The sequence below is a fragment of the Burkholderia sp. BCC1988 genome (assembly GCF_905339895.1).
In the GTDB taxonomy this organism is placed as follows: Bacteria; Pseudomonadota; Gammaproteobacteria; order Burkholderiales; family Burkholderiaceae; genus Burkholderia.
Window position 1 is genome coordinate 217,098 of record NZ_CAJPHA010000003.1, and the last position, 13,380, is coordinate 230,477.

Below are 13,380 nucleotides of genomic sequence, written 5' to 3' on the forward strand. Positions count from 1 at the left end.
TTTCGATGACCGACGCTTCCGCCCTGATCAGCACGTCCTATTCCCGCTATCTCGCCCGCGCGGCCGCCGCGCGTCCCGCGCTGTCCGGCCAGATCGCCGCGTGGGCCGCCGCGCCGCTCACGCGCGCGCAGCTCGACGCGCGCCTGACCGAACTGCTCGCCACGCCGGCCGGCACGGCCGCGCCGGGCGACGAGCAACTGAAGCGCGCGCTGCGGCAGTTGCGTATCGAGGTGTTCGGCGCGGTCGCGGAGCGCGACCTGAGCGGCGTCGCGAACGTCGCCGAGGTGACGGGCGCGATGACCGATCTCGCCGAAGTGGCCGTGCAACGCTCGCTCGCGCTGCTGTCGGCCGAACTCGAGGCGATGTACGGCGAGCCGCGCGGCGCCGACGGCCAGCGCGTCGTGCTCGGCGTGGTCGGGATGGGCAAGCTCGGCGGCCGCGAGCTGAACGTATCGTCGGACATCGACCTGATCTTCGTCTACGAGGACGACGGCGAAACGGCCGGCGGCACGCGCTCGCCGCTGTCCACCCAGGAGTATTTCACGCGGCTCGGCCGGCGCCTGATCGGCGTGCTGTCCGAGGTCACGGCCGACGGCTACGTGTTTCGCGTCGACATGCGGCTGCGCCCGAACGGCGATTCGGGGCCGCTCGTCTGCAGCCTCGGGATGCTCGAGGAATATTTCTACGTGCAGGGGCGCGAATGGGAGCGCTACGCGTGGATCAAGGGGCGCCTCGTATCCGAAGGCGACAGCGACGCGGCGCGGCGGCTGGCGGCGCAGCTCGAATCGATCGTCAAGCCGTTCGTATACCGCCGCTATCTCGACTTCGGCGTGATCGGCGCGATCCGTGCGCTGCACCAGCAGATTCGCCAGGAAGCCGCGCGCCGCGCGTCGATGCGGCCCGACAAGGCCGACGACATCAAGCTCGGGCGCGGCGGGATCCGCGAGATCGAATTCAGCGCGCAGGTGTTCCAGCTGATCCGCGGCGGCCAGGATGCGGAATTCCGCGTGCGGCCGACGCTCGCGGTGCTGCGCCATGCGCAGGCGCGCGGGCTGATCGGCGAGGACGTGCGCGAGCGCCTGACCGACGCCTACAACTTCCTGCGCACGCTCGAGCACCGGCTGCAGTACCGCGACGACGCGCAGACGCACGCGATGCCGGTCGATGCGGGCGAGCGGGCGGCGCTGGCCGCGTCGCTCGGCTTTGCCGACTATGCGGCGCTGATGACGGTGCTCGACGGTCACCGGACGTTCGTCGAGGCGCAGTTCGACCAGATCTTTGCCGACAAGGTGAACGGCGGCCCCTGCGCGGCGGGCGAGGACACGGCCGCGACGTGGATCTGGAGCGGGGCGCTCGCCGACGACGGCGAAGACGACGCGCTGCTCGCGCGCCTCGACGGCGTGGGCTTCACCGATCCGGCGGCCGTGCTCGCGCGGCTGCGCGCGATCTGGCAGTCGTCGCGCTACGCGGGCCTGCCGGAAAAGAGCCGGCAGCGTTTCGACAGCGTCGCGCAGCGCGCGCTCGAGGCCGCGCCGCGGATCGACGCCGCGCGCCGCGACGACACCATCGTGCGGCTGTTCGACCTGCTCGAGACGGTCAGCCGGCGCGGCGTCTATCTCGCGCTGCTGACCGAGTATCCGGCGGCGCTCGACCGCGTGCTGTCGGTGCTCGGCGCGACGCGCTGGGGCGGCGGCTACCTGATCCGCCATCCGCAGCTGCTCGACGAACTGCTCGACGACGAAGCGATCGCGAGCCCGTTCGACTGGCCTGCGTTCAAGGACGCATTGCGTGCGCGCCTCGCGGCCGCCGACGGCCCCGAGCAGCAGATGGACCTGCTGCGGCACGCGCAGCACGCGGAAGTGTTCCGCATCCTGCTGATCGATCTGGCTGGCCAGCTGTCGGTCGAGCATGTGAGCGACCGCCTGTCCGAGCTCGCCGACGCGGTGCTCGACGTGACGATCGAAGTCGTCTGGTCGCAGCTCGCGAAGCGCCACCGCGACGTGCCGAAGTTCGCGGTGATCGCATACGGCAAGCTCGGCGGCAAGGAGCTCGGCTACGCATCGGATCTCGACCTGATCTTCCTGTACGACGACCCCGACGAGCGCTCGGCGGACGTCTACACGACGTTCACGCGCCGGCTGATCACCTGGCTCACGACCGCGACCGGCGCGGGTGCGCTGTTCGACATCGACCTGCGGCTGCGGCCGAACGGCGAGGCCGGGCTGCTCGTGACCGATCTCGACGCGTTCCGCCGCTACCAGTTGCGCGAGGGTGACGCGGCGAACACCGCGTGGGTGTGGGAACACCAGGCGCTCACGCGCGCCCGCTACAGCGCGGGCGACCCGCAGATCGGCACGGACTTCGAGGCGATCCGCCAGCAGGTGCTGACGACGCCGCGCGACGGGGCGGTGCTCGCGAAGGAAATCGTCGACATGCGCGGCAAGGTGTTCGCCGGCCACCCGAACCAGACCGAGCTGTTCGACCTGAAGCACGATCGCGGCGGGATGGTCGACATCGAGTTCATCGTCCAGTACTGGGTGCTGCTGCATGCGTCGAGCGATGCCGAGCTGATCCGCAACACCGGCAACATCGCGCTGCTGCGCGAGGTCGCGCGGTTCGGGCTGATGGGTGAGGACGAGGCCGAGCGCGTCGGCGCCGCGTATCGCAAGTACCGGAAGCTGCAGCACAAGCTGCGGCTCGACGGGATGGAGAAGGCGCGGGTCGATCCGGCGCTGGTGGCCGACGAGCGGGCGGCCGTGACGGCGTTGTGGGAGCGTGTGTTCGGCGCGGTCGAAACGGGCGTTTGAGGCGGACGTTTGAATCCCGCGTTCGCGGCGGGACGCTCGAATCCGCGGGGTAGGGCGGGCGCGCCCGGGCGGCGCCCGTCCATCGAAAAACTGCGCCGTGCGAGCGGTTCGACCGGCAGATCGGTCTGCCTGCTCGCCCTGCCGCTGCAGGCCAGTTCCGGGAAAAGCGACACGCCGCGTTCCGAATAACGTGGGGTTCGTCGGCGGTCCGGGACCGGCGCATGCGCCGATCTTCTGCATTCGGCCGACGAAGCCGGTGTCAGGCCGCCAGCATTTCCTTCGCGTGCTTGCGCGTGGTGGCGGTGATCTCGAGCCCGCCGAGCATCCGCGCGACTTCCTCGACCCGGCTCGCCTTGTCGAGCGGGACGACCGACGAGACGGTGCCGCCGCGCTCGTCGGCGCCTTTCGCGACCTGGAAGTGATGGTCGCCGCGTGCGGCGACCTGCGGCAGGTGCGTCACGCACAGCACCTGGCGGTCGCGCCCGAGCTGGTGCAGCAGGCGGCCGACCACCTCGGCGACGCCGCCGCCGATCCCCGTGTCGACTTCGTCGAAAATCAGCGTCGGCGTCGGGCTGGCGGCGCTAGCGATCACGGCCAGCGCGAGGCTGATCCGTGCGAGTTCGCCGCCCGACGCGACTTTCGCGAGCGGCCGCAGCGGCACGCCTGGGTGCCCGGCGACCCGGAATTCGACCTGTTCGAGCCCGTGCGGGCCGCCGTCGGCGAGCGGCACGAGCGCGACTTCAAAGCTGCCGCCCGCCATCGACAGTTCCTGCATGCCGGCCGTGACGGCCGTGCCGAGCGCCTTCGCGGCCTGCGCGCGGGCCGTCGACAGGTGTTTCGCGTCGGCGAGATAGGCTTCCCATGCCTTCGCCTGCGCGGCTTCGAGCGCGCCGAGATCGGCGGCCGCGTCGAGCGCGGCGAGCTGCGCGCGGCGTGCCGCATGTTCCTCGTGCAGCGTGTCGGGCGGCAGCCGGAACTTGCGGGCGGTCGAGTGCAGCGCGTCGAGGCGCGTTTCGACCTGCGCGAGCCGGGCCGGGTCGAGATCGAGGCGCTGCGCGTAGTGCGACAGCGAATAGACGGCTTCCTGCAGCTGGATTTCGGCCGGTTCGAGCGACGCGAGCGCATCGCCGAGCCCCGTGTCGTAGTCGGCCAGGCTGCGCAGCTTCGACACGATCGCGCCGAGCTGCGGGAGCATCGCGTCGTCGGCCTCGGACAGCGCGTTGAGCGCGCCCTGCACGCCGGCGATCAGGTTCGCCGAATGCGACAGGCGCTTGTGCTCGCTGCCGACTTCGTCCCATTCGCCGGGTTGCGGTGCGAGCTTGTCGAGTTCGGCGAGCTGCCAGGCGAGCTTCTCGCGTTCGAGCTGCAGTTCGCGCTCGTGCGCCTTCGCGGCGTCGATCGCCTGCGTTGCGTCGCGCCAGACGCGCCACGCGCGTGCGACGTTCGCGGCATCGGCCACGAGCCCCGCGTGCGTGTCGAACAGCTCGCGCTGCGCGTCGGGCCGCATCAGCAGCTGGTGCGCGTGCTGACCGTGGATGTCGACCAGCATCTCGCCGAGCTCGCGCAGCTGCGCGAGCGTCGCGCTGGTGCCGTTGATGAACGCACGCGAGCGGCCGTTCGCGTCGATCACGCGGCGCAGCATCACGGTGTCCTCGGCGTCGAACGCGTGTTCGTCGAGCCAGCGCGCGACGCGGTCGTGCGGCGTGAATTCGGCGGTGATGTCGGCGCGGCCGCAGCCGGCGCGCACGACGCTCGCGTCGGCGCGTTCGCCGAGCGCGAGGGCCAGCGCGTCGATCAGGATCGATTTGCCGGCGCCGGTTTCGCCGGAAAAGACGGTAAAGCCGCTGTCGAATTCGAGATCGAGCGCGGCGACGATGACGAAGTCGCGAATCGAGAGGTGGCGGAGCATGGTGTCGGGCGTGGGTGCGTCAGGACGCCTTGTCGTCTTCGTTCGATGCGTGTTCGTTCCAGTGCAGCTTCTTGCGCAGCGTCGCGTAGTAGCTGTAGCCGACCGGGTGCAGGAACGGCACCGTGTGCTTCGAGCGGCGCACCTCGATCGTGTCGTTCAGCTCGAGCGACGTGAATGACTGCATGTCGAAGTTCACGTTGACGTCGCGGCCGCCCACGATCTGGATCGCGATCTTCGAATCGTCGGGCAGCACGATCGGCCGGTTCGACAGCGCGTGCGGCGCGATCGGCACGAGCACGATGCCCTGGAGCTGCGGATGCAGGATCGGGCCGGCCGACGACAGCGCGTAGGCGGTCGAGCCGGTCGGCGTGGCGACGATCAGGCCGTCCGAACGCTGGTTGTACATGTACCGGCCGTCGACCGACGCGCGCAGCTCGACCATCCCGGAAAAGCCGCTGCGGTTCACGACGACGTCGTTGAACGCGAGCGCGTGGTAGATCGGTTCGCCGTCGCGCACGATCCGGGCCTCGAGCAGCGAGCGCTCCTCGCGCTCGAACTTGCCCGACAGGATCACCGGGACGCGCGCCTGCATGTCGGCCGCCGCGATGTCCGTGATGAAGCCGAGCCGCCCGTGGTTGATCCCGATCAGCGGTGTCTTGTACGGCGCGAGCTGACGGCCGATGCCGAGCATCGTGCCGTCGCCGCCGAGCACGACCGCCACGTCCGCGCGCGCGCCGATCTCCGCCGGGGTAAGCGCCGGATAGCCGGAGATGCCGATCTCGCGCGCCGTTTCGGCTTCGAACACGACTTCGAAGCCGAGCTTCGCGATGCAGCCAGCCAGCGTGGCGAGCGGCTCGGCGATGCCGGGCGTGTTGCTCCGGCCGACGAGCGCGACGGTGTTGAACTGATTACCGGTTTTCATGCCGGCATTACACCATAGCTCGTTGACGAAAAGAACCGGCTGTGCGCGAACGGGGCCGGATCGGTCGGCCCGGGCGACAGTGGCCGCGGCCACTCGCCGTGCTCGCGCGGTTGCGCTAAAATTTTCCACCATGCTAGATCCTCGCGCACGAACCCTCCTGAAAACCCTGATCGAACGGTATATCGCCGACGGTCAGCCGGTCGGCTCGCGCACGTTGTCCCGTTATTCCGGGCTCGAACTGAGCCCGGCAACGATCCGCAACGTGATGTCCGACCTGGAGGAGCTCGGCCTCGTGTCGAGCCCGCACACGTCGGCCGGTCGCGTGCCGACGCCGCGCGGCTACCGGCTGTTCGTCGACACGATGCTGACGGTCGAGGCGCCGATCGACGCCGAGGCCGTCGCGCGCCAGGTGCAGAACACGCTGCAGGCCGGCGAACCGCAGCAGCGGGTCGTGGCGGCCGCGGCGAGCGTGCTGTCGAACCTGTCGCAGTTCGCGGGTGTCGTGCTGACGCCGCGCCGCAGCCACGTGTTCAAGCAGATCGAGTTCATGCGGCTGTCGGACAAGCGCATCTTGCTGATCATCGTCACGCCCGAGGGCGACGTGCAGAACCGCATGCTCGCGACGCCGCGCGACTATTCGCCGTCGCAGCTCACCGAGGCGTCCAACTACATCAACGCGCACTTCGCCGGGCTGTCGTTCGACGAGGTGCGCCGCCGCCTGCGCGACGAGATCGACCAGCTGCGCGGCGACATGACCACGCTGATGCATGCGGCCGTGACGGCCAGCACCGAGGTGCCCGACACCGAGGACACCGTGCTCATTTCCGGCGAGCGCAACCTGCTCGAAGTGGCGGATCTGTCGTCCGACATGGCGCGGCTGCGCAAGCTGTTCGACGTGTTCGACCAAAAGACGGGCCTCCTGCAATTGCTCGACGTGTCGAGCCACGCCCAGGGCGTGCAGATCTTCATCGGCGGCGAATCGACGCTCGTGCCGATCGAGGAAATGAGCGTCGTGACCGCGCCCTACGAGGTGAACGGCCAGATCGTCGGCACGCTCGGCGTGATCGGCCCGACCCGCATGGCGTACAACCGCGTGATCCCGATCGTCGACATCACCGCGCGGCTGCTGTCGCTCACGCTGAGCCAGCAGTAACCCGACCGATACCGTCCCGCCATCGTGCCGCGGCGCCGTGCGCACCGCCAGTCGGCCGAACGGCCAGCCGACCCGGGCGAGACGGCCCGCTATAATTGAGGGCCGTCCGACTGCGTGCCCCGAGCACGTTCCTGCCCATGCGTTTCGATCTTGAGCCGCCTTCGAGCATCGCGGCTGCCCATCGCATCGGCGTGCTGCTGATCAATCTCGGCACGCCCGACGCCCCGACGCCGCGCGCGGTGCGGCGCTATCTGGCCGAGTTCCTGTCGGACCCGCGCGTCGTCGAAATCCCGCAGGTCGTCTGGCAGGTGCTGCTGCGCACGCTGATCCTGCCGCTGCGCGGTCGCGCGTCCGCGAAGAAGTACGCGGCCGTCTGGATGCCCGAAGGCTCGCCGCTGCGCGTATACACCGAGCGCCAGACCGACGGCGTGCGCCACCTGCTCGCGTCGAACGGCTATCAGGTGACGGTCGACTACGCGATGCGCTACGGCAGCCCGGGCATTGCGCAGGCGCTCGCGCAGTTCAAGCGTGCGGGCGTCGAGCGCGTGCTGCTGATGCCGATGTATCCGCAATACTCGGCGTCCACCACCGCGACGGCATTCGATGCCGCGTTCGCCGCGCTCGCACGGATGCGCAACCAGCCGGAAGTGCGCACGGTGCGGCACTACGCCGACCATCCGGCCTACATCCACGCGCTCGCCGAGCAGGTTCGCCAGTACTGGGCGCAGCATGGCCGGCCCGACTTCACGGCCGGCGACAAGCTCGTGCTGAGTTTCCACGGCGTGCCGAAGCGCACGCTCGATCTGGGCGACCCCTATCACGACCAGTGCCAGCAGACGGGCGCGCTGCTGATGGCCGCGCTCGGGCTGTCGACGCTCGAATGCCGCGTGACGTTCCAGTCGCGCTTCGGCAAGGCCGAGTGGCTGCAGCCGTACACGGCGCCGACGCTGCGCGAACTCGGCGAGGCGGGCGTGCGGCGGGCCGACGTGTTCTGTCCCGGTTTCACGGCCGATTGTCTGGAGACGATCGAGGAGATCGGGATGGAGGTGCGCGACGAGTTCATCGCGGGCGGCGGCCAGGCGTTCCACCGGATTCCGTGCCTGAACGGCGCGCCCGCGTGGATCGGCGCGGTGGGCGAGATCGTCGCCGAGAATCTGCAGGGCTGGCCGGTGAAGGCCGCGCAGCCCGAAACGGTGAGTTGAACGCGATGAACTACAGGATTTCGACGGAACCCGGCGCGAAGCTGCGCATCGACAAATGGCTGTGGGCGGCCCGCTTCTTCAAGACGCGCTCGCTCGCGTCCGACGCGGTCGACAAGGGCCACGTGAAGATCGGCGGCGCGGCGGTGAAGCCGGCCAAGGACGTGCGCGTCGGCGACGAGGTCGAGATTGCGATCGACGGTGTCGTCTGGCACATTGCCGTGCTTGGCATTTGCGACGTGCGCGGGCCCGCGAGCATCGCGCAGACGCTTTACGAGGAAACGGAAGCGGGGCGCGTCGCGCGGCTCGCCGAACTGGAACGGCGCCGCACCTATCGCGAGCCGGCGGCGGAACTGCACGGCCGGCCGACCAAGCGCGACCGGCGCATCATCGACAGATTTTCTGGTGGGAGCTGAACATCTGGTCGAACGTCGCCCGCGCGCTTCCGTATTCGGTCGTGCGGTCGGTGACGGCTCCGGACAGGCAGATGGTGGTGGTGCCGGCAATCAGTACCAGCGCGACCACCGATATGGCAAAGGTCAGTTTCACGGTACGCGCCTCGATGGGACTGTGAATGCAGCGCCAGGTGGATGTCAGGCGCCGGTAAGCTAGGGTAAACGCGCTTTTTCGACGCTTGAATGGAGTGTAGTGCACCCCCCTGTGCCGAGCTAGTACTTGCCTGGTAAGCGTTGTTACCGGTCGTTTCGTCCGATCCGGCGACAAATGCACGTAATCGGCGGCGCGCAGCGCGGTTGTTTCACGGCATTGGCGAATGCCGGTGAATAACCCCCTTGAAATCGCAGTTTTCGCCCTTATTTGCACCAACAATGTGCGGTGCCGCCGGCATACGGTCCGGCGGTTGCCGATTTGGCTTCAACCTCTAATCGACTTTCAGCGACATGGAAAACACGCAAGAGAACCCGGCTACCCAATCGGCCGAAGACATCGGCAGCGAGAAGCAGGCGGCGCAAGGCGCGGCGCCCGCCGCCGAAGCAGCCGACGCGGCGCTCGCGGAGGCTCAAGCCAAGGTCGCCGAGCTGCAGGAGAGCTTCCTGCGGGCGAAGGCCGAGACCGAGAACGTCCGCCGCCGCGCGCAGGAAGATGTCTCGAAGGCGCACAAGTTCGCGATCGAGGGCTTCGCGGAGCACCTGCTGCCCGTGCTGGACAGCCTCGAGGCTGCCGTCGGCGATACGTCCGGCGACATCACGAAGGTGCGCGAAGGCGTCGAACTGACGCTGCGCCAGCTGACGAGCGCGCTCGAGAAGGGCCGCGTCGTCGCGATCAACCCGGTCGGCGAGAAGTTCGATCCGCACCAGCACCAGGCGATTTCGATGGTGCCGGCCGAGCAGGAGCCGAACACCGTCGTGACCGTCCTGCAAAAGGGTTACATGATCGCCGACCGCGTGCTGCGCCCGGCGCTCGTCACGGTCGCCCAGCCGAAGTAAGGCCGACGCGATGGTTCCCGCCGGCGTCGATCCGGCCGCGTTCGACGCGTTCGACATGCAGGCGCTGGCGGCCGACACGTTCGACGCCGCGATCGCCGGCGCCGGGGATGCGCTCGCCGTGGTGTTCTTCTGGGGCGTCGACTGCTTCAACTGCGAGATCGCCAAGAAGGCGATACTCGCCCAGCCGGACGCGATCCGCGAGCTGGACCTGAAGTGGTTCCATTGCAACGTGTACGAACATCATGAGCTGGGGCGCCGCTTCGGCCTGCACGGCGTGCCGACGTGGTTCTTCTTCCACCGCGGCAAGCGGCTCGGCCGCGCGACCGGCTGGCATGGCCTCGCGCAGTTCCAGGCGGCGGTGTCGGCGGCGCGCGCGAAGATCGCCGCGGCGGCCGGCGCGCCGTCGGACCGCGACGCCGGTCCGTACGATCCGGCTACCGGCGGCGATTGAAAAAATTTAATATCCGCATCGCTTGGCGGGTCTTGAAAACGGATCGGCCGGACGCATTTCGGGAACAGAGTTGAATTCTGGCGCGCGAAACTGCCCAAAAACGCGGGGTTTCGCGCAGCAAACAAGCATTTCTGGAGATTAGGAAAAATGGGAAAGATCATCGGTATTGACCTCGGCACCACGAACTCGTGCGTCGCCATCATGGAAGGCAACCAGGTCAAGGTCATCGAGAACTCGGAAGGCACGCGCACGACGCCGTCGATCATCGCCTACATGGACGACAACGAAGTGCTCGTCGGCGCGCCGGCCAAGCGCCAGTCCGTGACCAACCCGAAGAACACGCTGTTCGCCGTGAAGCGCCTGATCGGCCGCCGCTTCGAAGAGAAGGAAGTCCAGAAGGACATCGGCCTGATGCCGTACGCGATCATCAAGGCCGACAACGGCGACGCATGGGTCGAAGCGCACGGCGAGAAGCTCGCGCCGCCGCAGGTTTCGGCTGAAGTGCTGCGCAAGATGAAGAAGACGGCCGAAGACTACCTCGGCGAGCCGGTCACGGAAGCCGTGATCACGGTGCCGGCGTACTTCAACGACAGCCAGCGCCAGGCAACCAAGGACGCCGGCCGCATCGCGGGCCTCGAAGTCAAGCGGATCATCAACGAGCCGACGGCAGCCGCGCTCGCGTTCGGCCTCGACAAGGCCGAGAAGGGCGACCGCAAGATCGCCGTGTATGACCTCGGCGGCGGCACGTTCGACGTGTCGATCATCGAGATCGCGGACGTCGACGGCGAAATGCAGTTCGAAGTGCTGTCGACCAACGGCGACACGTTCCTCGGCGGCGAGGACTTCGACCAGCGCATCATCGATTACATCATCGGCGAGTTCAAGAAGGAGCAGGGCGTCGACCTGTCGAAGGACGTGCTCGCGCTGCAGCGCCTGAAGGAAGCCGCTGAAAAGGCGAAGATCGAGCTGTCGTCGAGCCAGCAGACCGAAATCAACCTGCCGTACATCACGGCCGACGCATCGGGTCCGAAGCACTTGAACCTGAAGATCACCCGCGCGAAGCTGGAAGCGCTGGTCGAGGATCTGGTCGAGCGCACGATCGAACCGTGCCGCATCGCGATCAAGGACGCCGGCGTCAAGGTGTCGGACATCGACGACGTGATCCTGGTCGGCGGCCAGACCCGCATGCCGAAGGTGCAGGAGAAGGTGAAGGAGTTCTTCGGCAAGGATCCGCGCCGTGACGTGAACCCGGACGAAGCCGTCGCAGTCGGCGCGGCGATCCAGGGCCAGGTCCTGTCGGGCGACCGCAAGGACGTGCTGCTGCTCGACGTGACCCCGCTGTCGCTCGGCATCGAGACGCTCGGCGGCGTGATGACGAAGATGATCAACAAGAACACGACGATCCCGACGAAGCACGCTCAGGTGTATTCGACGGCGGACGACAACCAGTCGGCCGTGACGATCAAGGTGTTCCAGGGCGAACGCGAGATGGCGGCAGGCAACAAGCTGCTGGGCGAGTTCAACCTCGAAGGCATCCCGCCGTCGCCGCGCGGCGTGCCGCAGATCGAAGTGACCTTCGACATCGACGCGAACGGCATCCTGCACGTCGGCGCGAAGGACAAGGCGACCGGCAAGGAAAACAAGATCACGATCAAGGCGAACTCGGGCCTGTCCGACGCTGAAATCGACCAGATGATCAAGGACGCGGAAGCGAACGCAGCGGAAGACCACAAGCTGCGCGAGCTGGCTGATTCGCGCAACCAGGGCGACGCGCTGGTCCACAGCACGAAGAAGGCGCTCACCGAGTACGGCGACAAGCTGGACGCGGGCGAGAAGGAAAAGATCGAAGCGGCGCTGAAGTCGCTCGAGGACGTGCTGAAGGATACGTCGGCCGACAAGGCGGCGATCGACGCGAAGGTCGAGGAACTCGGTCAGGCTTCGCAGAAGCTCGGCGAAAAGATGTACGCCGACATGCAGGCGCAGCAGGCCGGCGCGGCGGGTGCAGCGGAAGGCGCGGCCCAGGCGGGCGGTGCGCAGCAGGCTGCCGACGACGTCGTCGACGCCGAGTTCAAGGAAGTGAAGAAGGACTAAGCCGGGTTGCAATGGCACCGTACGCCGCGCGTGGAAACGCGCGCGGCGCGGTTGACCAACGACTGAAAGCGGTCTGTCTTTCCTTCCGGATGGCCGGATCGACTCCACGCCTGGCGGGCTTCGCGGCCCTCCGGGCACATTTGTTTTTTGGCGGGTGCTGCGCGAGCCGTCCGCGGACGGCGCAGCGCCAGACGAGTCGAGAGACTTTACTGCGGGCGAAAGGAGCCGCCGCGTGCGTGACGCGCGACGGCACAGTGAATCGATATGGCGAAACGGGATTACTACGAGGTTCTGGGCGTCGCGAAGAACGCGAGCGACGACGAAATCAAGAAGGCGTATCGCAAGCTTGCGATGAAGTATCACCCTGACCGCAATCCGGACAACAAGGATGCGGAAGAGCATTTCAAGGAGGCGAAGGAAGCCTATGAAATGCTGTCGGACGACCAGAAGCGCGCGGCATACGACCAGTACGGCCACGCGGGCGTCGATCCGAACATGGGCGGTGCGGGCGCACAGGGTTTCGGCGGCTTCGCGGATGCGTTCGGCGACATCTTCGGCGACATCTTCGGCCAGGCCGCGGGCGGTGCCGCGCGCGGCGGCCGCGGCGGTCCTCAGGTGTATCGCGGCGCCGACCTGCGCTACAGCATGGAAATCACGCTCGAGCAGGCCGCGCACGGCTACGACACGCAGATCCGCGTGCCGAGCTGGGTGTCGTGCGAAGTCTGTCACGGGTCGGGCGCGAAGCCCGGCACGAAGCCGGAAACCTGCCCGACCTGTCACGGCCAGGGCACGGTGCGCATGTCGCAGGGCTTCTTCAGCATCCAGCAGACCTGCCCGAAGTGCCACGGCACCGGCACCTACATCCCGGAACCGTGCGTGCACTGCCACGGCTCGGGCAAGGTGAAGGAAACCAAGACGCTCGAAGTGAAGATCCCGGCCGGCATCGACGACGGGATGCGGATCCGCTCCGCCGGCAACGGCGAGCCGGGTATCAACGGCGGGCCGCCGGGCGACCTGTACGTCGAGATCCACATCAAGCCGCACTCGGTGTTCGAGCGCGACGGCGACGATCTCCACTGCCAGATGCCGATCCCGTTCACGACCGCCGCACTGGGCGGCGAGATCGAGGTGCCGACGCTGGCCGGCCGTGCGTCGTTCCCGGTGCCGGAAGGCACGCAGTCGGGCAAGACGTTCCGCCTGCGCGGCAAGGGGATCAAGGGTCTGCGTTCGAGCATCGCGGGCGATCTGTACGTACACGTGCAGGTCGAGACGCCCGTGAAGCTGACCGACCAGCAGCGCGACCTGCTCAAGCAGTTCGAGAAGTCGCTGGCCGAGGGCGGTGCGCGTCACAGCCCGCAGAGCAAGAGCTGGTTCGACCGGGTGAAGAGCTTCTTCGAGTAACG

The 13,380-nt window shown here is 67.9% G+C and carries 11 protein-coding genes; 8 read left to right on the forward strand and 3 right to left on the reverse strand.

The genetic code is table 11. From position 1 onward, the window contains the following. The first annotated feature begins 5 nt into the window (after positions 1 to 5). Positions 6 to 2,807: a bifunctional [glutamate--ammonia ligase]-adenylyl-L-tyrosine phosphorylase/[glutamate--ammonia-ligase] adenylyltransferase gene (glnE, locus tag U4012_RS05870; protein ID WP_321796906.1), complete on the forward strand. Its 2,802-nt coding sequence runs from the start codon at positions 6 to 8 to the stop codon at positions 2,805 to 2,807. A 259-nt stretch (positions 2,808 to 3,066) separates the two neighbouring features. Here the strand turns inward: glnE and recN are convergent, their stop codons facing one another. Together recN and U4012_RS05880 are read right to left on the reverse strand one after the other, a co-directional pair. Beyond that, positions 3,067 to 4,716 carry a DNA repair protein RecN gene (gene recN / locus U4012_RS05875; protein ID WP_044844043.1) on the reverse strand — a complete coding sequence of 550 codons (1,650 nt, stop codon included), beginning with the start codon at positions 4,714 to 4,716 and terminating at the stop codon, positions 3,067 to 3,069. A 19-nt stretch (positions 4,717 to 4,735) separates the two neighbouring features. Continuing rightward, positions 4,736 to 5,638, reverse strand: a complete 903-nt coding sequence (locus U4012_RS05880; RefSeq protein ID WP_124487961.1) for an NAD kinase — start codon at positions 5,636 to 5,638, stop codon at positions 4,736 to 4,738. 130 nt (positions 5,639 to 5,768) lie between these two features. Between U4012_RS05880 and hrcA the strand changes: the two genes are divergently transcribed. From hrcA to U4012_RS05895, 3 genes are all read left to right on the forward strand, one after another. Next, entirely contained in the window at positions 5,769 to 6,791 is a 1,023-nt protein-coding gene (gene hrcA, locus U4012_RS05885) for a heat-inducible transcriptional repressor HrcA (protein WP_011544637.1), read from the forward strand. Positions 6,792 to 6,928: 137 nt separating this feature from the next. Beyond that, a complete protein-coding gene (hemH, locus tag U4012_RS05890) occupies positions 6,929 to 7,993 on the forward strand; it encodes a ferrochelatase (RefSeq protein WP_321796910.1) in 1,065 nt (354 codons plus the stop codon). Between the two features lie 5 nt (positions 7,994 to 7,998). Then, complete coding sequence (locus U4012_RS05895; protein WP_124487960.1) at positions 7,999 to 8,406, forward strand: RNA-binding S4 domain-containing protein; 408 nt, start codon at positions 7,999 to 8,001, stop codon at positions 8,404 to 8,406. On the opposite strand, the gene U4012_RS05900 is transcribed toward U4012_RS05895, so the two are convergent. Then, complete coding sequence (locus tag U4012_RS05900) at positions 8,378 to 8,539, reverse strand: hypothetical protein (protein ID WP_006476841.1); 162 nt, start codon at positions 8,537 to 8,539, stop codon at positions 8,378 to 8,380. The two genes, U4012_RS05895 and U4012_RS05900, sit on opposite strands and share 29 nt — an antisense overlap. Positions 8,540 to 8,889: 350 nt before the next feature. Between U4012_RS05900 and grpE the strand changes: the two genes are divergently transcribed. The 4 genes from grpE to dnaJ all read left to right on the forward strand — a co-directional run bounded on the left by grpE (position 8,890) and on the right by dnaJ (position 13,378). Beyond that, the gene (gene grpE, locus U4012_RS05905) at positions 8,890 to 9,435 is read left to right on the forward strand and encodes a nucleotide exchange factor GrpE (protein WP_044844047.1); all 546 of its coding nucleotides are present in this window, start codon (positions 8,890 to 8,892) and stop codon (positions 9,433 to 9,435) included. 10 nt (positions 9,436 to 9,445) lie between these two features. Further along, positions 9,446 to 9,886 carry a thioredoxin family protein gene (locus tag U4012_RS05910; RefSeq protein ID WP_321796913.1) on the forward strand — a complete coding sequence of 147 codons (441 nt, stop codon included), beginning with the start codon at positions 9,446 to 9,448 and terminating at the stop codon, positions 9,884 to 9,886. Positions 9,887 to 10,033: 147 nt separating this feature from the next. Beyond that, positions 10,034 to 11,977, forward strand: a complete 1,944-nt coding sequence (gene dnaK, locus U4012_RS05915) for a molecular chaperone DnaK (protein WP_044844049.1) — start codon at positions 10,034 to 10,036, stop codon at positions 11,975 to 11,977. 264 nt (positions 11,978 to 12,241) lie between these two features. Then, on the forward strand, positions 12,242 to 13,378 hold the full coding sequence (gene dnaJ, locus U4012_RS05920; RefSeq protein WP_044844050.1) for a molecular chaperone DnaJ: 1,137 nt from the start codon (positions 12,242 to 12,244) through the stop codon (positions 13,376 to 13,378). The last annotated feature ends 2 nt before the right edge of the window (positions 13,379 to 13,380 follow it).